Annotated in this window: 22 protein-coding genes; 9 read left to right on the top strand and 13 right to left on the bottom strand. The window is 66.4% G+C overall.

Translation table 11 applies throughout. From position 1 onward, the window contains the following. Position 1 precedes the first annotated feature (1 nt). The 3 genes from LCM32_RS15380 to LCM32_RS15370 form a co-directional block, all read right to left on the bottom strand. Positions 2–727 (bottom strand): transporter substrate-binding domain-containing protein, encoded by a 726-nt coding sequence (locus LCM32_RS15380; RefSeq protein ID WP_224821963.1) that lies wholly within the window; start codon positions 725–727, stop codon positions 2–4. 40 nt (positions 728–767) lie between these two features. Next, positions 768–1544: an ABC transporter ATP-binding protein gene (locus LCM32_RS15375; RefSeq protein WP_224821962.1), complete on the bottom strand. Its 777-nt coding sequence runs from the start codon at positions 1542–1544 to the stop codon at positions 768–770. Positions 1545–1772: 228 nt separating this feature from the next. Then, the gene (locus LCM32_RS15370; protein ID WP_224821961.1) at positions 1773–2210 is read right to left on the bottom strand and encodes a TerB family tellurite resistance protein; all 438 of its coding nucleotides are present in this window, start codon (positions 2208–2210) and stop codon (positions 1773–1775) included. 238 nt (positions 2211–2448) lie between these two features. On the opposite strand from LCM32_RS15370, the gene LCM32_RS15365 reads away from it, so the two are divergent. Continuing rightward, positions 2449–2985 carry a hypothetical protein gene (locus LCM32_RS15365; protein WP_224821960.1) on the top strand — a complete coding sequence of 179 codons (537 nt, stop codon included), beginning with the start codon at positions 2449–2451 and terminating at the stop codon, positions 2983–2985. A gap of 103 nt (positions 2986–3088) precedes the next feature. On the opposite strand, the gene ppk2 is transcribed toward LCM32_RS15365, so the two are convergent. After that, positions 3089–4006: a polyphosphate kinase 2 gene (gene ppk2, locus LCM32_RS15360; protein WP_224821959.1), complete on the bottom strand. Its 918-nt coding sequence runs from the start codon at positions 4004–4006 to the stop codon at positions 3089–3091. A 372-nt stretch (positions 4007–4378) separates the two neighbouring features. On the opposite strand from ppk2, the gene LCM32_RS15355 reads away from it, so the two are divergent. After that, entirely contained in the window at positions 4379–4978 is a 600-nt protein-coding gene (locus LCM32_RS15355) for a redoxin domain-containing protein (RefSeq protein ID WP_224821958.1), read from the top strand. Between the two features lie 99 nt (positions 4979–5077). Here LCM32_RS15355 and LCM32_RS15350 read toward each other — a convergent pair whose 3' ends face one another. From LCM32_RS15350 to LCM32_RS15340, 3 genes are all read right to left on the bottom strand, one after another. Next, a complete protein-coding gene (locus tag LCM32_RS15350) occupies positions 5078–6721 on the bottom strand; it encodes a CTP synthase (protein ID WP_224821957.1) in 1644 nt (547 codons plus the stop codon). 292 nt (positions 6722–7013) lie between these two features. Then, positions 7014–7379: a preprotein translocase subunit SecG gene (secG, locus tag LCM32_RS15345; protein WP_224821956.1), complete on the bottom strand. Its 366-nt coding sequence runs from the start codon at positions 7377–7379 to the stop codon at positions 7014–7016. Positions 7380–7552: 173 nt separating this feature from the next. Continuing rightward, positions 7553–7948 (bottom strand): DUF6524 family protein, encoded by a 396-nt coding sequence (locus LCM32_RS15340; protein ID WP_224821955.1) that lies wholly within the window; start codon positions 7946–7948, stop codon positions 7553–7555. A 367-nt stretch (positions 7949–8315) separates the two neighbouring features. Here LCM32_RS15340 and LCM32_RS15335 point away from each other — a divergent pair, with 367 nt between their 5' ends. The 3 genes from LCM32_RS15335 (at position 8316) to LCM32_RS15325 (ending at position 10349) form a co-directional block, all read left to right on the top strand. Next, a complete protein-coding gene (locus tag LCM32_RS15335; protein WP_224821954.1) occupies positions 8316–9608 on the top strand; it encodes an adenylosuccinate synthase in 1293 nt (430 codons plus the stop codon). Between the two features lie 4 nt (positions 9609–9612). Beyond that, on the top strand, positions 9613–9840 hold the full coding sequence (locus LCM32_RS15330; RefSeq protein ID WP_224821953.1) for a DUF2842 domain-containing protein: 228 nt from the start codon (positions 9613–9615) through the stop codon (positions 9838–9840). Between the two features lie 176 nt (positions 9841–10016). Beyond that, positions 10017–10349 (top strand): DHCW motif cupin fold protein, encoded by a 333-nt coding sequence (locus LCM32_RS15325; RefSeq protein ID WP_224821952.1) that lies wholly within the window; start codon positions 10017–10019, stop codon positions 10347–10349. 176 nt (positions 10350–10525) lie between these two features. Here the strand turns inward: LCM32_RS15325 and LCM32_RS15320 are convergent, their stop codons facing one another. Together LCM32_RS15320 and LCM32_RS15315 are read right to left on the bottom strand one after the other, a co-directional pair. Further along, positions 10526–13615 (bottom strand): valine--tRNA ligase, encoded by a 3090-nt coding sequence (locus LCM32_RS15320; RefSeq protein ID WP_224821951.1) that lies wholly within the window; start codon positions 13613–13615, stop codon positions 10526–10528. Positions 13616–13836: 221 nt separating this feature from the next. Then, positions 13837–14280: an Lrp/AsnC family transcriptional regulator gene (locus LCM32_RS15315; protein WP_224821950.1), complete on the bottom strand. Its 444-nt coding sequence runs from the start codon at positions 14278–14280 to the stop codon at positions 13837–13839. 100 nt (positions 14281–14380) lie between these two features. Here LCM32_RS15315 and LCM32_RS15310 point away from each other — a divergent pair, with 100 nt between their 5' ends. The 3 genes from LCM32_RS15310 (at position 14381) to LCM32_RS15300 (ending at position 18923) form a co-directional block, all read left to right on the top strand. Further along, a complete protein-coding gene (locus tag LCM32_RS15310) occupies positions 14381–15502 on the top strand; it encodes a type III PLP-dependent enzyme (RefSeq protein WP_224821949.1) in 1122 nt (373 codons plus the stop codon). 84 nt (positions 15503–15586) lie between these two features. Continuing rightward, on the top strand, positions 15587–17881 hold the full coding sequence (locus tag LCM32_RS15305) for a xanthine dehydrogenase family protein molybdopterin-binding subunit (RefSeq protein ID WP_224822000.1): 2295 nt from the start codon (positions 15587–15589) through the stop codon (positions 17879–17881). Further along, positions 17862–18923 (top strand): DUF2235 domain-containing protein, encoded by a 1062-nt coding sequence (locus tag LCM32_RS15300; protein WP_224821948.1) that lies wholly within the window; start codon positions 17862–17864, stop codon positions 18921–18923. The genes LCM32_RS15305 and LCM32_RS15300 overlap by 20 nt, the downstream gene beginning before the upstream one ends. 218 nt (positions 18924–19141) lie before the next feature. Here LCM32_RS15300 and metF read toward each other — a convergent pair whose 3' ends face one another. After that, entirely contained in the window at positions 19142–20008 is an 867-nt protein-coding gene (gene metF / locus LCM32_RS15295; RefSeq protein WP_224821947.1) for a methylenetetrahydrofolate reductase [NAD(P)H], read from the bottom strand. Positions 20009–20105: 97 nt separating this feature from the next. On the opposite strand from metF, the gene LCM32_RS15290 reads away from it, so the two are divergent. Continuing rightward, positions 20106–21011, top strand: a complete 906-nt coding sequence (locus tag LCM32_RS15290) for a LysR family transcriptional regulator (RefSeq protein WP_224821946.1) — start codon at positions 20106–20108, stop codon at positions 21009–21011. 3 nt (positions 21012–21014) lie between these two features. On the opposite strand, the gene LCM32_RS15285 is transcribed toward LCM32_RS15290, so the two are convergent. From LCM32_RS15285 to phnF, 3 genes are all read right to left on the bottom strand, one after another. Further along, positions 21015–21518 (bottom strand): c-type cytochrome, encoded by a 504-nt coding sequence (locus tag LCM32_RS15285; protein WP_224821945.1) that lies wholly within the window; start codon positions 21516–21518, stop codon positions 21015–21017. A 188-nt stretch (positions 21519–21706) separates the two neighbouring features. After that, positions 21707–22888 carry an alpha-D-ribose 1-methylphosphonate 5-triphosphate diphosphatase gene (locus LCM32_RS15280; protein ID WP_224821944.1) on the bottom strand — a complete coding sequence of 394 codons (1182 nt, stop codon included), beginning with the start codon at positions 22886–22888 and terminating at the stop codon, positions 21707–21709. A 145-nt stretch (positions 22889–23033) separates the two neighbouring features. Further along, the gene (gene phnF, locus LCM32_RS15275; protein WP_224821943.1) at positions 23034–23783 is read right to left on the bottom strand and encodes a phosphonate metabolism transcriptional regulator PhnF; all 750 of its coding nucleotides are present in this window, start codon (positions 23781–23783) and stop codon (positions 23034–23036) included. Positions 23784–23793: the final 10 nt, after the last annotated feature.

Genomic DNA, 23793 nt, shown 5'->3' with positions numbered 1-23793 from the left:
ATCACTCGTAGGTCAGGGCGTCTTCGCCGAACCACTTGGTGATCATCGCGTTGAGCGTGCCGTCTTCCTTCATGGAACCGATGGCCGCGTCGAGCTTCTCTTTCAGCTCGGTGTCGCTTTCGCGCAGGCCCGCGCCGACGCCACCGCCGAGCGGCACGTCATCGCCCACGAAGGTCAGCTCGCCGCCAGACTCGGCCACGATCGGCACGAGGAAGTCCTTGTCGGCCAGCACCGCGTCGGCCTCGCCGTTGCGCACGGCCGCGACGGTTTCGTCGGGCGTTGCGAATTCCAGCAGGGTCGCGCCGGTCTCGGCCACGTGGGCGGCCTGGATGGTGGCGGTCTGGGCTGCGATCACGCCGCCGGTGATGTCCACGTCATCAGACAGGCCGACGTAGGAGGAGGAGGAGGGCGGGGTGTAGTTCTGGGTGAAGTCGATGACCTCGTCCCGCTCGGGCGTGATCGACATGCCGGCCATGATCACGTCGTAGTTGCCCGACACGAGGTTCGGAATGATCGAATCCCAGTCGTTGGTGACCCACTCGCAGGTCAGCTCGGCGCGTTTGCACAGCTCGTCACCCAGCTCGCGTTCGAAGCCGTCGACCTCGCCCGCGTCGTTGATCAGGTTGTACGGAGGGTAGGCGCCCTCGGTCCCCAGACGCACGGTCTGAGCCATGCCCATGCCGGCGGTGAGCGCCAGAATGGCCGTGGCTTGGATCAGCGTTTTCATGAAATTTCTCCCGTTTGTGTTGGACTTGGGTCCGATTGCCTCAGGCGCTCTGCGTCGCGCTGAGGAATTGCTGCAGGCGGGCCGTCTTGGGCGCGCCGAAGAGGGCGGAGGGCGGACCCTCCTCCTCGATGCGGCCCTGATGCAGGAAGACGACGTGGTCCGACACGTCCGCTGCCAGCCGCATGTCATGGGTGACGAGGATCATCGTCCGGCCCTCGTTGGCCAGATCCTTGATGACCTTCACCACTTCCTGTTCCAGTTCCGGGTCCAGCGCCGAAGTGGGCTCGTCGAAGAGCAGCGCCTCGGGCTCCATGCAGAGCGCGCGGGCAATCGCCGCCCGCTGCTGCTGGCCGCCCGAAAGCTGCGCCGGCCAGGCGTCGGCCTTGTCGCCGATGCCCACCTTGGCAAGGTAATGGCGTGCCTTCTGCTCCACCTCGGCCCGGTCGCGGCCCTGCACGGTGACGGGGGCCTCCATGACGTTCTGAAGGATCGTCATGTGGGACCAGAGGTTGAACTGCTGGAACACCATGGAAAGATTTGTCCGGATCCGGAGCACCTGTTTCGGGTCGCCCGGGCGCCGATGGGGGCCGGAACCGCGCCAGTGCACGGCCTCGCCCTTGAAGAGGATCTCGCCCTGCTGGCTGTCCTCCAGCAGGTTGGCACAGCGCAGAAGGGTCGACTTGCCCGAACCGGAAGAGCCGATCATGGACACGACATCACCGCGACGCGCGGTGATCGTGACACCCTTGAGCACTTCGAGATCGGCATAGGCTTTGTGCAGATCCCGGATTTCGATCACGGGGGGCTGGTGGCTCACGGGGCCTCTTCTGGTGTCATTGATCCGTTACGCGGCCAGTAGGGCGCGATTCCGGGGTATAATCAACGATGATGTGCCCCATGACGTAGGGAAATGCCCTGAAAACGGGCGGATGACGCCGCGCAAGGCAGCGTCAATCGTGCCTCCGACAGCGGCACTGTCCGTTTTCTTCGAAGAAAACGGGCCGGAAAATTCGAATTTTCCGGGTAATCCCTAGAGGGCGGTGGATCAGCGCGGGGTCACGCGCAGACGCGCGGCATTGCTGTCCTGATCCGTGATGCCGAGGAGCGAGGCCACGAGGCGCATCAGCGCGTTCTCTTCCTCGTCGCGTTTGCCGTCCGCCATGACGATCTCCCACATCGCCTCGATCACGCCGATGCGCTCTTCGAGGGGCACGGCATCCTTGATCGCGCGGGTGAAGCGGACGGTGTCGGGGGCCTGACCTTCCAGCGTCTCGGCCTCTTCCAGCAGGGCGGCCGCGGCGGAGGCGTCGAGCGCGTAGCGGCTCTGCGCGATGCGAAAGATGCGGTCCCGCTCGGCGCCCGCGTAATGGTTGTCGCTGCGCGCGACGCGGACCAGCAGGGCAATCAGCGCAAGACGGGCCTCCGCCTGCGGCAGGCGCGGCGGCTCGGGCTGGATCAGGCGGGCAAGGAAATCTCCGAACATGGGTCCGATATAAGCGGAGTGCGGGAGGCCGCCAACACAGAAAGCCGGGGATGTGCGCATCTACAAGCACTTGTGAGCAAGGGCCGCAGGCAAAACCCCGTCTTTCAAGGGTTTTTCAGCACCGGACGGAGAAAACATGCCCGATCCAGTAAATGCCACATTTTTTCCGAATTATTTTCCAAGTCCCCTGAAAGAAGGACAGCATCTGAGACCTATTGGTACAACGGAGTACTGTGAAATGCTCGCGACAATGTCGCTGATGCACGACCTCAATGGCGAGGTTGAAGACGCATCGCGGCCGCTGCCTGCGGTCGATCCCGTGGTGGAAAACTGCCGGCGTGCCCGGCAAATGCCCTGGACCGAAGAGAACCTGCCCGAACTGCGCGACATCCTCGCGCATCAGGGCGTGGATCTGGGCACGGCGCTGACCGTGTTCATGAACGGCAACCCTTTGAAATACAACATGACCCCGCGCGACGACGTGCCGGAGAAGGACCGCGCAGCCTGTGCGCTTCTCGATGCGATCTGCCAGCGGGTGAACTGTGGCTTCTACCTGCCCGATGCCTCGCGCCAGATGCGCGACTGCCGGGGCTTCTGCCAGTGGGTTTCGGGCCAGCAGGCTGATGCGCGCAATGGCCGCCGGGGCCGCTGGTGCTTCAACCCGGTGCTCGTGGCCCCGATGATCGCGGAGTATCGCGCCTCGGGCAAACGCCGCTGCATCGTGCGCGACTCGAGCCTGTTTCGCAAACACGTGCTGCCGCTCTTTCAGGGCTGACGGCCCCGCAGGGGCCCACGCGGCCCCGTCATCTGAAAGGCCCGGCTGCTGAAAGGCCCGGCATCTGCCGGGCCTTCTGTCGTTCTGAGGCGCGTGCCGGGGATCAGTACTTCGACGGCACGTAAAGCTCTGGCGGCAGCACGTCGCGCTCATAGGCCGGGTTGAACACCCGCTCGGGCAGGGCGATCTCCTCGTGGTCGACCTCCGCGTAGGGGATCAACGACAGCAGGTGGTCGATGCAGTTCAGCCGGGCGCGCTTCTTGTCGTTGCCGGGCACGATGTACCACGGCGCCTCGGGGATGTTGGTGCGGGCCAGCATCTCTTCCTTGGCCTTGGTGTACTGCTCCCACTTCACGCGGCTTTGCAGGTCCATCGGCGACAGCTTCCACTGCTTCAGCGGGTCGTGGATGCGCATGAGGAAGCGCATCTGCTGCTCTTCGTCGGTGATCGAGAACCAGTACTTGATCAGCCGGATGCCGGAGCGTTTCAGCATCCGCTCGAATTCCGGCACGTCGTCGAAGAACTCCTTCACCTGCGTCTCATCGGCAAAGCCCATGACGCGCTCGACCCCGGCGCGGTTGTACCACGAGCGGTCGAAGAGGACGATCTCGCCGCCCGCGGGCAGATGAGGCACGTAGCGCTGGAAATACCACTGGGATTTCTCGCGCTCGGTCGGGGCGGGCAGGGCGACGGTGCGCACCACGCGCGGGTTCAGACGCTGGGTGATCCGCTTGATCACGCCGCCCTTGCCCGCGCTGTCACGGCCCTCGAAGATCACCACGACCTTTTCGTTGTTGGCGATGACCCAGTCCTGCAGCTTGATCAGCTCGGCCTGAAGGTGGAGCAGGGCGCGGAAATACTCGGGCCGCGGGATCGTGGGCCCATGGGCCTTGCGGTAGATCTCGCGGATCTTCATCGAGAGGACGGCATCCTCCAGCTCGATCTCGTAATCCTCGTCCAGCTCGTCCTGCAGTTCGGCTTCCAGCCAGTCCTGGGCGGCATCGAGATCATCAGGGGACATCGGGGGCTCCTTCGCGCAACTATACGGGCCCCACGCCGAAACGGGGGCCTTTGGGAGCCTTAGACCATGGATTTGTGACAGGCAGATGATGCCTCGGACCCTGCGCGGCGGGAGCAGGGGGGCACCCGCAAGGGGCCGTCTAGACGGGAGTTTTTCCGCTCACCGGCCCGGGTTTCCGGCCGGAGGACAGGCCCGGCGGGCGGCCGTTGGGACAAAATTGGGCGCGGTCGATAAATTGTTTACGGAAACGCCACAGGCCCCACTTTCGACACATATTGTTCCTAGTCTCACCCAGTGCTCCCAATAGACACAGGCAAACGACCGGTACGAGTACAGCTGTTCGTCTGTGACATAATAAATATCTGAGGCGTTATGCTGAGAAATCCGAAGAAAGACCCGCCCAAGGTGCCCGCCACCTGGATCGAGGTCCCGACCGACTATACGAATTCGGCACGATGGACGCCGAGAATCGGTGAGAACTTCCCCAACTTCTCCGCCGACTCCACCATCGGAAAGATGACATTCCACCCCTATGCGAGCGGCAACTGGACGATCTTCTTCTCGATCGCTGCGGCCTTCTCGGACACCTGTACGCGCGAACTGATCTCCCTCGGTGCGCTTCAGGAAGACCTGCTGCGTGCGGGCGTCAAGGTGGTGGGCATTGCGCGCAACAGCGTGGCAGAGCTGAACGACTGGTGTGCCCAGGCCTCGGCCCGGGGCGGTCAGCGGATCAGGGTGCCGATCATGTCCGATCCGGACGGGCTGCTGACCAGCACCTTCGGGATGATCCTGCCGCACGAGGAAGTCGAGACGACGATCCGCAAGACGATCATCATCAACCCGCGCCTCAAGGTCAGCATGCTGTTCGAATACCCGCTCTATATCTCGCGCTCGACGGACGAGATGCTGCGCGCCCTCGATGCGGCGCAGGAGCATTACGACGAACTGGCCGCACAGCGGATGCGGTTCTGAGCTGCCACGCAGCCAAGACTGTCGGGGGAATGCAAAAGGGGAGCCGCGAGGCTCCCCTTTGTCATGTTCGGTCCGGGTCCGGGTCGGGTCCGGGCGGGATCACACCAGCCGCGAGACTTCCTTGGCCGCGCGCACGAAGTCGCGGAACAGGGGATGCGGGTCGAAGGGCTTCGATTTCAGTTCCGGGTGGAACTGCACGCCGATGAACCACGGGTGGTCCTTCACCTCGACGATCTCGGGCAGGCGGCCATCGGGCGACATGCCCGAGAACTGAAGCCCGCAGGCTTCCAGCTTCTCGCGGTACTTGATGTCCACCTCGTAGCGGTGACGATGGCGTTCCTCGATCTGCGTGGTGCCATAGACCTCGGCCACCTTGGAGCCTTCGGCCAGGGCCGCGGTATAGGCGCCAAGACGCATGGTGCCGCCCTTGTCGTCGTCGACCTTGCGCTGCACCGCGTGGTTGCCCTGCACCCATTCCTTCAGGTGGTAAACCACCGGCTCGAACCGCTTCTTGCCGGCCTCGTGGTCGAATTCCTCGGAGCCCGCGGTGGTAAGACCGGCGAGGTTCCGGGCCGCCTCGATCACGGCCATCTGCATCCCGAGGCAGATCCCGAGGTAGGGGATCTTGCGCTCGCGGGCGAATTGCGCCGCCTTGATCTTGCCCTCGGTGCCGCGCTCGCCAAAGCCGCCGGGCACGAGGATCGCGTGGTAGCCTTCAAGGTGGGGGGCCGCGTCTTCGTGGTCGAAGACCTCGGCATCCACCCATTCCACGTTGACCTTGATCCGGTTGGCCATGCCGCCGTGGGTCAGGGCCTCCTTGATCGACTTGTAGGCGTCTTCCAGCTGCGTGTACTTGCCGACGATGGCGATGTTCACCTCGCCGTCGGTGTGCACGAGGCGGTCCGACACGTCTTCCCAGACGCTGAGGTCAGGGCGCGGCGCCGGCGAGATCTGGAAGGCATCCAGGACGGCCTGGTCCAGCCCCTCGCGGTGGTAGGCCAGCGGCGCCTCGTAGATCGACTTGAGGTCGTAGGCCGCGATCACCGCATCCGCACGCACGTTGCAGAAGAGGCCGATCTTCTCGCGCTCCTTGTCGGGGATCGGGTGCTCCGAGCGGCAGACGAGGATGTCCGGCTGCAGGCCGATGGAGCGCAGCTCCTTCACCGAGTGCTGGGTCGGCTTGGTCTTGAGCTCGCCGGAGGCCGCCAGCCAGGGCAGCAGGGTCAGGTGCATGAAGATGCACTGACCGCGGGGCCGGTCCTGGCTGAACTGGCGGATCGCCTCGAAGAAGGGCAGGCCCTCGATGTCGCCGACGGTGCCGCCGATCTCGCAGAGCATGAAGTCGACCTCGTCCTCGCCCACGGCGAGGAAATCCTTGATCTCGTTCGTGACGTGGGGAATCACCTGGATCGTCTTGCCCAGGTAATCGCCGCGGCGCTCCTTCTCGAGCACGTTGGAATAGATCCGGCCCGAGGAGACGCTGTCGGTCTTGCGGGCGGCCACGCCGGTGAAGCGCTCGTAATGGCCGAGGTCGAGGTCGGTCTCGGCGCCGTCGTCGGTCACGAAGACCTCGCCGTGCTCGAAGGGCGACATCGTGCCCGGGTCCACGTTCAGGTAGGGATCCAGCTTGCGCAGGCGGACCGAGAAGCCGCGCGCCTGCAGAAGCGCCCCAAGGGCCGCCGAGGCCAGACCTTTGCCAAGGGACGACACGACGCCGCCCGTGATGAAGATGTATCTGGCCATATGCTCGGATAACCCCCGTGAAGTCTCATTCAAAGCGTCGGAAACGCCAATTCATGCCCAAAACGGCCCCTCGGGACCGCAGCATCACGGGATTTGACCGCTATCAGATTCGGAGGCCTTTGGCAATCCAAACGCAAGATGCTGTTGAGGATTATGGGCGATCCTCAACTTGTTGTATGTCGTCAGGGGTGCTGTCCCCGTTGCCCGCGCCGATGGGTCGGGGGCGGGCTGCGGCGGTTTTGCCGCGTGGCGGACGGGCAGGGCGGACCTGCCCCCGCGGCGGGGCCCCGGCTCAGTTGGCCGAGGGCACCAGCGTGTTGTCGTCAGCCGCCGGCGGCGGGACGAGGCTGCCGCCGGTGTCCGGCGAAACAGGCGCGGTCTGGCTCTGCTCGGCGGCCGGTGCGGCCACGCCGAGACGGTCGAGGATCGAGGAGCCTGCGGATTTCTCGGCGGCGACGATCGTCAGCACCAGCGAGGTGATGATGAAGCCGATGGCGAGGAACCAGGTGATCTTGCTGAGCGCCGTGGCGGCCTGCCGCCCGGTCATCGCGCCGCCGCCACCCATGCCGAGACCGCCCCCTTCGGAGCGTTGCAGCAGCACCACGCCGATCAGCGAGAGCGCCAGCAGCAGGTGGATGATGAGGACGACGTTTTCCATGCCCGGGCCTTCCTTTTCGTATCAGCCGGCTATCTAGGCCAGCACGCGGCTTGGCACAACCCCATTTAGCGACGCAAAGGGGGTGCAAAACGGATCGTTGCGGGTTGCGTGCGGGTTCCTGCGGTGGGGCCTGTAGAAGGGAACGCGCACTTCACGCAGGGGCAGGCGGCCGGTCACTCGTCCACGTCGTCCACATCGGCCTGTCCGGCAAGGCGGCGGCGCACATGGGACCAGCTGAGCCCGATGCCAAGCACGAAGGAGAGCGCAACAATGGCCAGCCACGTGTTCACGCCGGGATTGTCGAGCGAGAGCAGGCCGTAATCCACCAGCACCCAGATCAGCGCGGCGACGATGGCCAGCACCAGCCCCATGCCGAGCGCTCCGATCGAGCGCAGCGTGGCGCGCAGGTAGATGATGTAGCCCACCAGAAGCAGCAGCCCCAGCAGCAGGATCAGCGGAAGCTGCGCGCCGCCATCGGTCCGCGCCCATGTGATATAGTTCCAGGGCGTCGGGTTGAAGGTCAGGGCCAGCAGCAGGAAGGCCATGACCCAGCGGGCGAGGAACAGCATCGGCGTCTCCGTATCTGGTGCGCTCCTTTTATGTGGGCGGGAAGGGCGACCTGTCCAGCGGTCTCCGCCCCGGCGGGGCGGAGGCACGAGGCTGTGCAGGGTCCCTCCGGCCCCTGCGTCGGGGGGCGCTGACCCCCTTGCGCGGCTGCGCCTTGCAAGTCCCCCGGGGGTGGTGGCTTTGGGTGGGCGGAGCGTGACGCGCAGGGTCAGGACGCGGGCAGGCGGAGGCGCGCCGGCAGGTGTCCCGGGGCCGGGGACGGGTGGCCGGGTTGCGTGAGGCGCAGGCAAAAGGGCGAAGAAACCGGTTTCGGAGCGGGACGGGCTTCGCTATAGAGTGCCGGGTTTCATAACTGCCAAGAGGTCCGTCATGGCAAACGTTGTCGTCGTGGGCGCCCAGTGGGGCGATGAAGGAAAGGGCAAGATCGTCGATTGGCTCTCGGAGCGGGCCGATGTCATCGCCCGATTCCAGGGCGGGCACAACGCGGGCCATACGCTCGTGATCGACGGGAAGGTCTACAAGCTGAACGCGCTGCCCTCGGGCGTGGTGCGTGGCGGCAAGCTGTCGGTGATCGGCAACGGTGTCGTGCTCGACCCGTGGCACCTCGTCTCCGAGATTGAGAAGATCCGGGCGCAGGGCGTCGAGATCAGCCCCGAGACGCTGATGATCGCCGAGAACACCCCGCTGATCCTGCCGTTCCACGGCGAGTTGGACCGCGCGCGGGAAAGCCAGAACTCGGTCGCCAAGATCGGCACCACCGGCCGCGGTATTGGCCCGGCCTACGAGGACAAGGTCGGCCGCCGTGCGATCCGCGTCGCGGATCTTGCCGACGAGGCCACGCTGGCGCTGCGCGTTGACCGCGCACTCGTGCACCACAACGCGCTGCGTGCGGGCCTCGGGCTGGAGGCGATCGACCGCAACGAGATCATCGCCAAGCTGAACGAGATCGCGCCGGAGATCCTGCAATACGCCGCCCCGGTCTGGAAGGTCCTGACCGAGAAGCGCAAGGCCGGCAAACGCATCCTCTTCGAGGGCGCACAGGGCTCGCTGCTGGACATCGACTTCGGCACCTATCCCTTCGTGACTTCCTCCAACGTGATCGCCGGTCAGGCGGCCACGGGTGTGGGCATCGGCCCGGGCTCGATCGACTTCGTGCTCGGCATCGTGAAGGCCTATACCACCCGCGTCGGTGAAGGCCCGTTCCCGACCGAGCTGCAGGACGAGACCGGCGAGCGCCTCGGCACCCGTGGCCACGAGTTCGGCACCGTCACCGGGCGCAAGCGCCGTTGCGGCTGGTTCGATGCGGCATTGGTGAAGCAGACCTGCGCGGTCTCGGGTGTGAACGGCATCGCGCTGACCAAGCTCGACGTGCTCGACGGCTTCGAGACGCTGAAGATCTGCGTCGGCTACGAACTGGACGGCAAGCGCATGGACTACCTGCCGATCGCCTCGGACCAACAGGCGCGCTGCACGCCGATCTACGAGGAAATGGAAGGCTGGAGCGAGTCGACCGAGGGCGCGCGGAGCTGGGCCGACCTGCCGGCCAATGCGATCAAGTACGTCCGTCGCGTCGAAGAGCTGATCGACTGCCCGGTCGCGCTGCTCTCCACCTCGCCCGAGCGCGAGGACACGATCCTCGTCACCGACCCCTTCGAGGACTGAGGCCATGGCGCTCGGCTACAAGGCGCGGCGGCGCTGGTCGCTGGTGATCCTGCTGGTCGGGCTGCCGCTCTACATCGTGGCGGCCGTCACGATCATGAACTGGCTGGAACGTCCGCCGATCTGGGTGGAATTCCTTGTCTACGTCCTTCTGGGGATCGTCTGGGCGCTGCCCTTCAAGATGATCTTCCGCGGCGTCGGCCGGGGCGACCCGGAGGCGGAGCTCGAGGAGTAAGCGGCCTGGGTATCGCCCTTTGCCTCGCCCTATGCCCCGTATAGGGCAGAGCGGGCGGGACCGGCTGAAATCGCAGGCGAATGACACAGCGCCGCGGGCTTTCCAGTCCGCGGCGCTGGTGCTTTCAGGGAGGCTGGCGCAGGGTCCGCGCCAAGACAGACTCGAAAGGAACCGAGATGAAACTCCCCGACATGCCCTTCACCTTCGTGGACTGGAGCGAGATCGCCCCCACCGAACATCCCGGCGAGACCGGCTCGACCAGCTGGCGCACCTTCAAGGCGGGCGACCTGCGGGTGCGTGTGGTGGAACATGCGCCGGGCTACCTGGCGGACCACTGGTGCGACAAGGGCCACGTGCTTTACGTTATCGAGGGCGAGATCGAGACCGAGCTGAAGGATGGCCGGACCTTCACCATGAAGGCGGGCACGGGCTACCACGTCTCGGACTTTGGCGATGCGGCGCACCGCTCCTCGACCAAGACGGGCGCGAAGATTTTCATCGTCGATTGATCCCTAGGGCGCGAGGCGTGGGGGCATTGGTCCCGGCACGACGTCCGAGGTTTGCGGGAAAGAGAAACGGCCGGGCACTTGCGTGTCCGGCCGTTGGCGTTTCAGGCGGGGGTGGGAGGGGGCGCTGCCCCCGTCGCTTTGCGACTCCCCCGGGATATTTTCGAAACGAAAATGGATCAGCCGAGTTCGGCAAGGCGGGCGAGGGCCTCGTTGAGCTTGGCCTGTTCCTCCTCGCGGGCGGCGAGGTTCTCGCGGGTTTCCTCCACGACCTCGGCCGGGGCGCTTTCGGCGAACTTGGGGTTCTTCAGGCGCCCGGCGAGGCCGCCGATCTCCTTGGCGAGCTTCTGGAGCGTCTTTTCGAGCCGGGCCTTCTCCTCGGCGATGTCGATGACATCGGCGAGCGGCAGGCCGAAGGTGGCGCCCTCCACGGGGATCGCGATCGTGCCCTTGGGCATGGCGGCGACCTCGGTCAGGCTGTCGATCCGGGCGAGGCGCTTGATCAGCGTCTCGTTCCGGCTCCAGGCTGCCATGGAGGCGGCATCCATCTGGGTGGTGACCATCGGGATTTGAAGCCCGGCGGGCACATGCATCTGGGCACGGGCCGAGCGGACGTTCTCGATCAGCGAGATGACCCAGGTGGTTTCGCGGTCGGCCTCGGCATCGGCGAGATCGGCGGCGGTGTAGGTCGGCCAGTCGGTGTGGACGAGGGGCGTGGCGCGGTTGCGCAGGCTGTCCCAGAGCTCTTCGGTGATGAAGGGCATGATCGGGTGCAGCAGGACCAGGCACTGGTCCAGCACCCAGCCCATGACGGCCTGAGTTTCCGCGCGTTCGGGCGCATCGTCCATCAGCAGCGGCTTGGAGAATTCCACGTACCAGTCGCAGACCTTGCCCCAGACGAAGGCATAGAGCGCATTGGCCGCGTCGTTGAAGCGGAAGGCGGCAAGCGCCGCGTCGACCTCTTCGCGCACGCGTGCGGTTTCGCCGAGGATCCACTTGTTGACCGTGGCGGTGGCCGCGGGGACGCCTGCGGGCGCGGGCTGCTCGTAGACGCCGTTCATCTCGGCAAAGCGGGCGGCGTTCCAGATCTTGGTGCCGAAGTTGCGGTAGCCCGCGATCCGCTGGGTCGAGAGTTTCAGGTCACGCCCCATGGCGGCCATGGCCGTCAGGGTGAAGCGCACGGCGTCCGCGCCGTATTCGTCGATCAGCTCCAGCGGGTCGAGCACGTTACCCAGAGATTTCGACATCTTCTTGCCCTTCTCGTCGCGGACGAGGGCATGGACGTACACCGTGTCGAAGGGCCGGTCGCCGACCACGGCGTATTGCATCATCATCATCCGGGCGACCCAGAAGAAGATGATGTCGAAGCCGGTCACCAGCACGCTGGTGGGGAAGTACTTGTCGAGTTCCGCGGTCTGCTCGGGCCAGCCGAGGGTGCCGATCGGCCAGAGACCGGAGGAGAACCAGGTGTCGAGCACGTCCGGGTCACGCCAGACCGGGTAGACGATCTTCGTCGGGTCCTGGCTGGCGGTGTATTCGGCGAGGCAGCGGGCGAGGGTCTCGATCGCTTCGTGCTTGTCGGCCACTTCCACCACGCGGGCGTGGGAGATCGGCGTGGGCGTATCGGCGATTTCTTTCAGGAAGGCCGCGGTGACCGCCTCGAAGTCGGAGGCGCAGTGCATCACGTCGCCCGCATGCAGCATGCCGCCTTCGTTCAGCAGCTCCAGCATCTCGACGAGGTCGAGGGCGCCGTCGCCCTCTGCGTCCACGGTCTTGCGGATGCCGAGGTCGAGCCCGTACCACACGGGGATCTGGTGGCCCCACCAGAGCTGGCGCGAGATGCACCAGGGCTCGATGTTTTCCAGCCAGTGGAAATAGACCTTGGCGTCACGCTCGGGCAGGATCTGGGTGGTGCCGTTGCGCACCGCGTCCAGCGCCGGGCCCACGATCTTGGAGGTGTCGACGAACCACTGGTCGGTCAGCATCGGCTCGATCACCACCTTCGAGCGGTCGCCGAAAGGCTGCATGATCGGCTTGGACTCGACGTAGGGAATATCCGTCTCGCCGTCTTCATCCTTGATCGTCACGGCGAGGCCTGCGGCGTTGATGTCCGCGACCACGGCCTTGCGGGCCTCGGCGCGGTCCATGCCGCGGTATTTCTCGGGGACGAGGTTCAGGCTGTCGACTTCCAGCTCGTTGGTCTCGGAGCCGGCGGCGATCTCGCGGGCGCGGGCCACGGCCTCCTCGTAGGACAGGCCATCGGCGCGCATCGCGCCCTTGGTGTCCATCAGGCGGTACATCGGCAGATTGCAGCGCTTGGCGACCTGATAGTCGTTGAAGTCATGCGCGCCGGTGATCTTCACCGCGCCGGAGCCGAATTCGGGATCGGGGTATTCGTCCACGACGATGGGGATAAGGCGGTCGCAGAGCGGCAGGTGCACCATCTTGCCGACGATCGGCGCATAGCGCGTGTCGGAGGGGTGCACGGCCACGGCACCGTCGCCCAGCATCGTCTCGGGCCGGGTGGTGGCGATGGAGATATAGTCGCGGGTCTCGCGGAAGACGACCTTCCCGTCCTCGTCCTTCTCGACGTATTCGTAGGTCTCACCGCCGGCCAGCTTGTACTTGAAGTGCCACATGTGGCCCGCGACCTCGATGTTCTCGACCTCGAGGTCGGAAATCGCGGTTTCGAAATGCGGGTCCCAGTTCACCAGCCGCTTGCCGCGGTAGATGAGGCCCTTGTTGTACATGTCCACGAAGACCTTGATCACGGCATCGTGGAAGTTGCCGTCCTCGCCCTCGGGGGCGCCGGGGGCGCCGGACATGGTGAAGGCGTTGCGCGACCAGTCGCAGGAGGCGCCGAGGCGCTTCAGCTGGTTGATGATCGTGCCGCCGGACTGGCCCTTCCACTCCCAGACCTTCTCGAGGAAGGCCTCGCGGCCCATCTCGCGGCGGCCGGGCTGCTGGGACTTGGCGAGTTCCCGTTCGACGACCATCTGGGTCGCGATACCGGCGTGGTCCTGACCGGGCTGCCAGAGGGTGTCATGGCCCTGCATCCGGTGCCAGCGGACGAGGATGTCCTGCAGCGTGTTGTTGAAGGCATGCCCCATGTGGAGCGAGCCGGTCACGTTGGGCGGCGGGATCATGATGCTGAAGGTCTCGGCCCCCGGCTTGGCATTGGCACCGGCCTTGAAGGCGCCGGAGCTTTCCCAGCTTTCATAGAGGCGCGGTTCGGCTTCGGCGGAGTTGAAGGTCTTTTCCATCGGCATCGGAGGATCCCCAGATCGTGAGGTTATCTTTACGTTTGCAGGGGGAGATACCCCGTCCGGCCCCGGAGGAAAAGCCGTGATGCGTGGCAGCGTCGCCGCGGCGTCTGACGGGCCGGGGGCGGGCCCTGCGGTCCGGGGGCGGGGCGCAGGCAGAATTTTCGAAAATTCTGCTCAAAATTCTTCAAAGAATTTTGACGCGCGACGGAAAGGTCGGACAGGGGTTAGAGCGGGCGGCGGTCGATCCGCGTGGTCAGGTGGATCAGGCTTTCCGAGCTCTTGACCCCCTTGGCGGCATGGATCCGGTCCAGCACCGCGTCCAGCGCCTCTGTCGTGGGCGCGCCGATCTGGATCATCAGGTCGAACCGGCCCGAGGTCGTGTGCACCACCTCCACCTCCGGGATCGCCTCCAGCGTGGAGACGAGCGCCGCCTGCCGGTGCGCCTCGACCGAGAGGAGGGCGGTGGCGCGGATCGCGGGGCGGGCGTCTGCCCCCAGCCTGAGGGTATAGCCCGCGATCACGCCCGCACGTTCCAGCCGCTCCAGACGGGCCTGCACGGTGGAGCGGGCGAGGTCCAGCCGCCGGGCCAGCGTGGCCACCGGGCTGCGCGCATCGCGGGACAGCAGCGCGATCAACGCGCGGTCGGTTTCGTCAATCTGTTTGGTCATGCCGTCAATCTGCCGAAAGTTTCCGTCAAAATAGCAGGAGTGACAGCGGAAATCGACGGTGCCGTGCCGCAGACTGAAAGAAAACCTGCAGGAGAGGCCCATGTTTGACCTGATCGAGCGTCCCGAAATCCCTGACCACCTGCGCCAGCAGTGCCCGGATGAGGCGGTGCTCTTCTTCGATGCGGAGCGGCTGGAGGCCACCGCGCGGCGGTTTCGCGCGGGCTTTCCGGGCCTCGTCACCTATGCGGTGAAGGCGAACCCGGCGCCTGTCGTCCTCGACACGCTGGTGCGCGCGGGTCTGCGGGCCTTCGACGTGGCGAGCCCTGCGGAAATGGCCGCCGTCCGCGCCGCCGATCCACAGGCCGTGCTGCATTACAACAACCCCGTGCGGTCCCGGGGCGAGGTCGCGCAGGCGGCGGGCTATGGCATCTCCTCCGCCTCGGTCGACGATCCGGGGGAACTGGCCAAGCTGGCGCCGCTTGCGGGGATCGAGGTCTCGGTCCGGCTGGCGTTGCCGGTGAAGGGCGCGGCCTATGACTTCGGCTCCAAGTTCGGTGTGGGCGAGGTGGAGGCGGCGGAGCTGCTGCGCCGCGTGGCCCGCGCAGGTTTCCGGCCCGCGATCACCTTCCACCCCGGCACCCAATGCGAGGATGCCGCCGCATGGGAGGCCTATATCCACGCCTCCGCCCGGGTCGCCCGCGCCGCTGGCGTGACGCTGGAGCGGCTGAATGTCGGAGGCGGTTTCCCAAGCCACCGCAATGGGTTGTCGCCTGATCTTGAGGCGATCTTTGACCGGATCGGCCGCGCGACGCGGGCGGCTTTCGGGCCGGCGGCCCCGACGCTCGTCTGCGAACCGGGCCGGGCCATGGTGGCCGATGCCTTCGCCATTGCCGCGCGGGTCAAGGCGGTGCGCCGCGACGGGACAGTCTTCCTGAATGACGGCGTCTATGGCGGGCTCAGCGAGCTGCGCGAGATCGGCCCGACCGATCGTCTGCGCGTTCTGCGCGACGGGACGGAGGTGACCGGACCGCTGCGCCCGCGGGTGCTCTTCGGCCCGACCTGCGATTCCGTCGACCGGCTGCCGGGGGAGACCCCGCTGCCCGCCACCATCGCCGAGGGCGACTACCTCGTCTTCTCGGGCATGGGCGCCTATTCGCTGGCCACGGGCACGCGGTTCAACGGCTACGGGCTTGGCGATCCGGTGGCGGTGCGCGGCCTCTGACACGCTGCCCCGGCGATGGGGCTGGACACCGGACCCATGGCCGGTACTCTCGCCTCAAGAGGTCACATCGAGGAGGGGCACGCCATGGAAAAGTTCGGCAAGAGCCAGCCGGTCCGCCGGTTCGAAGACACCCGTTTCATCACCGGTGCGGGCGGCTACGTCGATGACGTCGCCCCGGCCGGATCGCTCTATCTCTACGTGGTGCGCTCGCAGGTGGCCCATGGCACGCTGAGCGCGCTCTCCCTCGACGAGGCCCGCGCGGCCGAGGGCGTGGTCATGGTGGCGGGTTCCGCCGAGCTGCACGCCGCGGGTCTCACCGGGGGCCTGGGCGCCACCGTGCTGAAGAACCGCGACGGCTCCAGCGCGGCAGCGCCCAAGCACCCGATTCTCGCCGAGGACAGGGTCCGCTGGGTCGGCCAGCCGGTCGCCATGATCGTGGCCGAGAGCCTCGAGGCCGCCCGCGACGCCGCCGAACTGGTGGAGATGGAGATCGACGACCTGCCGGTGCAACTGGCGCTCGCCCCGGGCGAGGTGGCGCTGCATGACGAGGCGCCGGACAACCGCGGGCTCGACTGGTCCATGGGCGATGCCGAGGCCGTCGAGGCGGCGATGCAGGCGGCGGCCCATGTGCTGACCTTCTCGGTCCACGACAACCGGGTGATCGTGAACGCGATGGAGCCGCGCGGCTGCTTTGCCGAATGGGAGGCGGGCCGGATGCATGTCTCCTTCGGTGGGCAGGGCGTCTGGGGCGCGAAGGCCGAACTGGCCGAACTCTTCGCCCTCGACCGCGAGGCGGTGCGGGTGACCCACCCGGACGTGGGCGGCGGCTTCGGCATGAAGGCCAAGCTCTACCCGGAATACGTCATGGCCGCCTTCGCGGCCAAGGAACTGGGGCGCCCGGTGCGCTGGATCGCGGATCGGACCGAATCCATGCTGGCCGACAACGGTGCGCGTGACCTTGACCACGTGGTGCGCATGGGCTTCGACGCGGATCACAAGCTGCTGGCCTATCATGTGAAAACCCTTTGCAATCTAGGGGCTTACAACTCGAACTTCGGGCAGGCGATCCAGTCCGTGCTCTTTGCCAAGGTGCTGACCGGCACCTATGACGTGCAGCCCGCGCTGCTGGAGGTCGAGGGCTTCTATACCAATACCGCGCCCACCGATGCCTATCGCGGTGCCGGCCGTCCCGAGGCGATCTACCTGCTGGAACGCTGCATGGACCTCGCCGCGCGGAAGCTTGGGACCGATGGCTGGGAGCTGCGGCGCCGGAACTTCATCAAGCCCGATCAGTTCCCCTATCGCTCGGCCACGGGCGAGCTTTACGACGTGGGCGATTTCGCCACGCTGCTGGACCGCGCCGCCGAGGAAAGCGGGCTGGCGGGCTTCGCCGGGCGCCGTGCGGCCTCGGAGGCGGCGGGCCGTCTGCGGGGGCTCGGGCTCTGCTACTATATCGAAAGCATTCTGGGCGATCCTTCCGAGACCGCGAAGGTGGAGTTCAACGAGGATGGGACGGTGACGATCTACGTCGGCACCCAGTCGAACGGGCAGGGACATGAGACGGTCTATGCGCAGTTCCTCTCGGATCAGACGGGCATTCCCGTCGATCTGATCTCGGTCGTGCAGGGCGACAGCGACCGGATCGCCAAGGGCGGAGGCACCGGCGGGTCGCGCTCCGTCACCACGCAGAACAACGCGACGCTGGCCACGGTGGGTGCCATGGTGACGAGCTTTACCGACTACCTCGCCGCGCGCATGGGCGTCGAGGCGGGCGATATCTCCTTCGATGACGAGAGCTTCCGCATCAAGGGCTCCAACGCGGCGCCGACGCTCCTCGACCTTGCCGAGATGGCGCGGGAGGACGGCCGCACGGACCTGCTGACCCACGAGCAGACGGCGACCCTGCCGGGGCGGTCCTATCCCAACGGCGCCCATGTGGCCGAGGTGGAGATCGACCCGGGCACCGGCGCGGTCACGCTGGAGCGGTACACGGTGGTCGATGATTTCGGCAACCTGATCAACCCGATGCTGGCCGAGGGGCAGGTCCATGGCGGTGTCGCGCAGGGCGCCGGCCAGGCGCTGATGGAGAATTGCGTCTATGATGCCGAGGGCCAGCTGCTGACCGCGACCTTCATGGATTACGCCATGCCGCGGGCGGACAATATCCCGATGATCTCCTTCACCTCGAACCCGGTGCCCTCGACCGCCAATGCGCTTGGCATGAAGGGCTGCGGCGAGGCGGGCACCGTGGGCTCCATGGCGGCGACCTCGAATGCCGTGATGGACGCGCTCTGGGACAAGGGCGTCCGACAGGCGGATATGCCCTTCACGCCCCAGCGGGTCTGGGCGATGCTGGAAGATGCTGCGGCAGCTCTCTAAGGCGGTCCTCGGGCGGCTCTTTCCCACCTGGAGAGAGGGCCGCCGGAAACCCGGCTATGCGGGGAGGCGAGGGCCGGTCACCCATGTGGTGATCCTCGACGGCACCATGTCCTCGCTCGATCCGGGGGAGGAGACCAATGCCGGGCTGACCTACCGGTTGCTGTCCGAAGGCAGCGCGGGCAACCTCTCGCTCTACTACGAGGCGGGCATCCAGTGGGACAGCTGGGGCCATACCACCGACGTCCTGATGGGGCGCGGGATCAACCGGCAGATCCGCCGGGCCTATGGCTACCTCGCCTCGCGCTACCATCCCGGGGATCGGATCTTCCTCTTCGGCTATTCCCGGGGCGCCTATGCGGTGCGCTCGCTGGCGGGGATCATCGACCGCGTCGGCCTGCTGCGCGCCCATGAGGCGACGGAACGGAACATCCTTCAGGCCTATCGCCACTACCAGTCCAACACCGGGGGCGAGGTGCTGCACGACTTCGGGCGGCTCTATTGCCACGACATGGTGGATATCGAGATGATCGGCGTCTGGGACACGGTGAAGGCGCTCGGCCTGCGGCTGCCGCTGCTGTGGCAGATCACCGAACCCCAGCACGCCTTCCACAACCACGCGCTGTCGGAATGCGTGAAGGCGGGCTATCACGCGCTTGCGCTGGAGGAGACGCGTTCGGTCTTCGAGCCGGTGCTCTGGCAGAGCGATCCCCATTGGCCCGGGCGGCTGGAGCAGGTCTGGTTCGCGGGCACCCATGGCGACGTGGGCGGACAGTTGGGCGGCATCTCGGCTGCGCGTCCGCTGGCGAATATCCCGCTGGTCTGGATGCTGGAGAAGGCCGAGGCCCATGACCTGACGCTGCCCGAGGGCTGGCGCATGCGCTTTCCGCGCGACGTCACGGCGCCCTCCATCGGGACATGGCAGGGGGTGGGCAAGATGTTCCTGATCCGTGGCAAGCGGGTGGTCGGGCGCGATCCCTCCGAGCGGCTGCACGGCACCGCCCTGGCGCGCGGGCTGGTGGTGCCTGAGCTGCAGGCCGTCTGACCGGGCGCTGCCCCCGAGGTGGGGCAAGAAAATTCTTCGAAGAATTTTCCCAAGATTTTTCGAAGAATCTTGAATGCGGGCCGGAGAGGGCGCGCGGGCCGCGGGCGGTCTGCTCCCTTGAGGGCCAACGCGAAACGGCGCCCCGAGGGGCGCCGTATTCAAATTCTTCGAAGAATTTGGATCGGAATTTTCGAAAATTCCGGGTCCCGCCTTGAGGCTTACGCCACCTTCTCCAGCTTGGCCTGCGGAGTCACGCCAAGCGCATGGCAGACGTCGCGGGTCAGCTCGGGCTTGTTCAGCGTGTAGAAGTGCAGGCTGTCGACGCCTTCGGCCATCAGTTCCGAGCACATCTCGGTGCACAGGGCGGTGGCCAGCAGGTCGGCGCGGTCGTCACGGTCGGCCTTCTCGAAGGCATCTTCCAGCCAGGCCGGGAAGGTCGCGTCGCAGCGCTTGGCGAAGTTGCGGATGCCCTTCCAGTTGCCGATCGGCTGGATGCCGGGCAGGATCTTGCCCTCGATCCCCGCCTTGGCGCAGGCATCGCGGAACCGCAGGAAGGTTTCGGCCTCGAAGAAGAACTGGGTGATCGCCTCGTCCGCACCGGCGTCGAACTTGCGCTTGAGATACTCCACGTCGGCGGCGTGATCCGTCGCCTCGGGGTGCTTCTCGGGATAGGCGCCGACGCGGATCAGGAAATCGCCACGGTTTTTCAGCGCGGTGATCAGCTCCAGCGAATTGGCAAAGCCGCCGGGATAGGGGGTGAACTTGCCCGCGCCTTTCGGCGGATCGCCCCGCAGCGCAACGATCTCCTTCACGCCGGCCTCGGCAAAGCTGTCGGCGATGGCGAGGGTCTCTTCCTGCGTGGCGTTCACGCAGGTCAGGTGGGCGGCCACGTTGAGGCCGGAGTTCTTGTGCAGCGTCGCCACGGCGTCGCGGGTCAGGTCGCGGGTCGTGCCACCCGCGCCATAGGTGACGGAGACGAAGCGCGGGGCCAGCGGGGCCAGAACCTGCACCGTGTCCCAGAGCCGGAAGGAGGCTTCCAGCGACTGCGGCGGGAAGAATTCGAAGGAGATCGTGGGTGCGGTCATCGGTCGGAGTCCATCTCTGAAGTTGATCCCTTGTCGCATTGGGACGTTCGTGAGACAACTTCATAAAATTCATTCACAACATGAAGGGCGTTCAAGGTTGCACATCGAGTTTCGTCATCTTCGGACCATCAAGGCGATCCATGAGGCGGGCGGCCTGGCCCGTGCGGCAGAGCAGCTGCACATCACCCAGTCGGCCTTGTCGCATCAGATCAAGGGCTTGGAGGATCAGGCCGGGGTGGAGCTCTTTGCCCGGCGCTCGAAGCCGCTGAAGCTCTCTGCCGCGGGGCAGCGCCTGTTGCGTCTGGCGGAGCGTATCCTGCCCGAGATCGAAGCCTTGGAAGAAGAGTTCAAGGGCCTGCGCGCGGGCAAGACTGGGCGGCTGCACATCGCGATCGAATGCCACGCCTGTTTCGAATGGCTGTTCCCGGTGCTGGAGCATTTCCGCAAGGCCTGGCCCGACGTGGACGTGGACATCCGCCCCGGCCTTGCCTTCGACGCGCTGCCCGCGCTGCAGAAGGAAGAGGTCGACGTGGTCATCTCCTCCGATCCGGAGGACCTGCCGGGCGTGGAATTCGTGCCGCTTTTCGATTACGCGCCGGTCTTCGTGGCCTCCTCGCAGCATCCGCTGGCGCAGAAGGCCTTCGTCGAGGCCGAGGATTTCCGCGGAGAGACACTGATCACCTACCCGGTGGAGCGCTCGCGCCTCGATGTCTTCAGCCAGCTGCTGAGCCCCGCCAAAGTGGAGCCCGCCCATGTGCGGCAGGTGGAGCTGACGGCGGTGATCCTGCTGCTGGTGGCCTCGAACCGGGGCGTGGCGGTGCTGCCCGACTGGGTCGTGCGCGAGGTGAAGTATCACTCCGACTACGTCACGCGCCCGATCACCGAGGGCGGCCTGACCCGCAGGCTCTACGCGGCGGTGCGCAGCGAAGACGCCTCGAAACCCTTCGTGGCGCATTTCATACGGCTGGCCCGGACCGAGCCGCTGAAGTTGCAGCGGAGCTGAGCCTCACTCGCCCGAACGGGCGACGATCTCCCGCACGGCGGCGTTCTGGGTGGCATAGAGGAGGTTCACCGCCTCCTGCTTTTGCCGCGTCTCCTCGGGCCAGGTGGACTTGATGTAGGACAGCACGTCGACGATCTGACGGTCGGTCAGGGCATCGGCGAATTGCGGCATGTCGCTGCCTTCGACCGAGCGGCAGAGCTCGGCCACCTCGCCGGACTTGGTCAGCTGGAAGAGCGCATAGTCCGGATGCTCCCAGCTGTGGCCGTTTTCATCGTGCGGCGGGGCAGAGGTCTCCTGCACCGGGGCCGTGGCGGCGAGGCTGCCATGACAGGCGGTGCATTGCGCCTCGTAGAGCACCTCGCCACGCGCGACGATCTCGCTGTCGGTCCAGGGCAGGAGGGGCGCCGGGGCGGCGCGGCTCTGAGCGCTGCGCAGAACGACGGCCCCGGTGGCGCCAAGGGCGATGAGCACGATGGCAGTGGCGGTCAGGGCGAAGGCGCGGGTCATGCGGGGCCTCTCAGCGGCGGTTTCCGAGAGACTATGGGCTGACAGACCAAAGGCCAATGGCCGGGCGCCGGGGGGCGGCTGTCCCGGGCCTGAGAAACGCGCAGCTGCCTCTCCGGCGATCAGCGGGCCGGGGTGGGGCGTCTCGCGTGGCGGAGGGCCGATGCGACGGGGCCGGGCGGGCTCAGCCCTTATTCCGCTGCAAGTGCACGCGGCTGGGGGCTGTGGAAAAACCTGTGGGCGGCTTCCCCTGCCAGATGGGTGATCCGGCCTGCCACGACCGTGGCCTCGATGGCGCGGGTCTCGGCGTTGACGATGGTCAGATCTGCCCGGCGGCCGGGATCGAGGCGGCCCCGGTCGGCCATGCGCAGGATCGCGGCAGGCTTCTCTGAGATCAGCGCCCAGGCCCGGGGCAGGTCCATCACGCCGCGATCCACGAGGGCAAAGGCCGCCTGCGCGAGCGCGGGGTAATAATAGTCCGACACCAGCCCGTCGCAGAGCCCGTCGGCGATGATGTCCTGCGCCGAGACATTGCCCGACTGCGAGCCGCCGCGCACAACATTGGGCGCGCCCATCAGCACCGGGTCGCCGACCGCACGGGCAAGCGCCGCCGCCGGGCGTGCGGTGGGGAATTCGCAGATCTTGGCCCCGATCATCGAGAACATCTCGCGGGTTTCGCCATCGGGATCGTCGTGGCTGCCATAGCTGACACCAAGCGCATCGAACTGCTCGGCCAGCTTGCACAGATAGCGCGGCACGTCGCGGGACTGGCGCTTGGCCTCATGCACGGTGGCGAGGAAAAACTCGGGCGTTTGCCCGGCCTTACGGGCCCATGCGGCCACGTCCTCGGGCTTGAGGAGGGCGGTGTTCAGCGTCTCTTCGATGTGGTTGTTGAAGACCACGTAGTCGATACCGTACCGTTCGACCGCCTCCAGCAGGCGCGCGCCGGTCGCCACCGTATGGGTCTCGCAGCGGACCTGAAGGCGCAGGTCGGTGAGGGCCATGCCCCGGTAGGCGGCCAGCCCCTTCATCATCTCGATCGCGAAATCCGGGCTGCGGAAGCCGCCCTCCCAGGACCAGCTCTGCGCCATGTAGGCGGTGGTCACACCGTTCGCCGCCGCATCGGCATCGGTCGCGCGCAGGGCGGTGGCGATGGGGAAGGGCGCAGAGGGCCGCGGCGCGAGGTGGCGCTCGAAGGCGTCGCCATGCAGGTCGATGATGCCGGGCAGGATCAGGTAGCCGGTCAGATCCACCTCGGGCAGGGGGCCGCGCATGATCCGGCCCTCGCTGAAGGCCAGCGAGCGCTGCTGCAACTCACCGTCGCGCAGGATCGTGGCGCCGGTCAGGCGCAGGGAGGGATAGGACATGGGCATCGTCTGCTCGGGTCAGTGGTTTTCGCTGGTGATTTTCGCTGTGGATAAACGAGTCATGTATCGGTTGAGTGACAAGAGAGGCTTATTTTCATGGCAATTCGCGCGGCGCTGCGGCAATGCGGCTGCGGCATGTCCGGGGGGTGGCTCAGCGCGCTTCGTCCTCGTGCAGTGTCAGCGTGATCCGTTCGCCCGCAAACCATGTGCGCCCGAATTCCACCGGCACGCCCTCCGGGTCGACGTTGATGGAGACGGCGTAGATCAGCGGCGCGCCCTCGCGCAGCCGCAGGTGCAGGGCCTGAACCGCATCGGCAGAGGTGGCGGTGATCCGCGTGGACGTGCGCGTATAGTCCGGCACGCCCTGTTCCCGCAGCGCCTCGGTGACAGAACCGATCCGCTCCAGCACCTCGCCCATCTGGGGGAAACGCTGTGCCGGGAATATGGCGCGGAAAACCGCAATGGGCTGATCGTCGGAGAGCGAGATGCCTTCCGAGATATGCACCATCGCCCCGGGGGAGAGGTGCAGTGCTGCGGCTTCCTCGGCATCGGCGGCGCGGGTCTCGAAGCTCAGCCGCTGACGGCTGGGCAGGCGGCCCGCGGCGCGCATGTTGTGGTGAAACCGGACCCGGCGGCCGATGGGATAATCCGTGGGCCGCTGCGCCACGAAGACCCCGGCGCCACGCCGCGCATGGACCAGCCCGTCCTCCGCCATTTCTGCCAGGGCCCGGCGCACCGTGTGCCGGTTGACCCCGAAGCGGGCAGAGAGCGCGGCCTCGGTCGGCAACTTGTCGCCCGGCGCGTAGTGGCCCGCGGCAAGGTCCTCTGTCAGCCGGTCCCGAATGCTCTGCCAGATCGCGGATTTTTTCGTGTCCTGCGCGGCGGCGGGGCTGTCTGTCATGAAATCTTCA

The sequence above is a fragment of the Pseudooceanicola nanhaiensis genome, from assembly GCF_020171315.1.
GTDB lineage: Bacteria > Pseudomonadota > Alphaproteobacteria > Rhodobacterales > Rhodobacteraceae > Pseudooceanicola > Pseudooceanicola nanhaiensis_A.
This window is presented reverse-complemented; position numbering and strand designations above follow the sequence as displayed.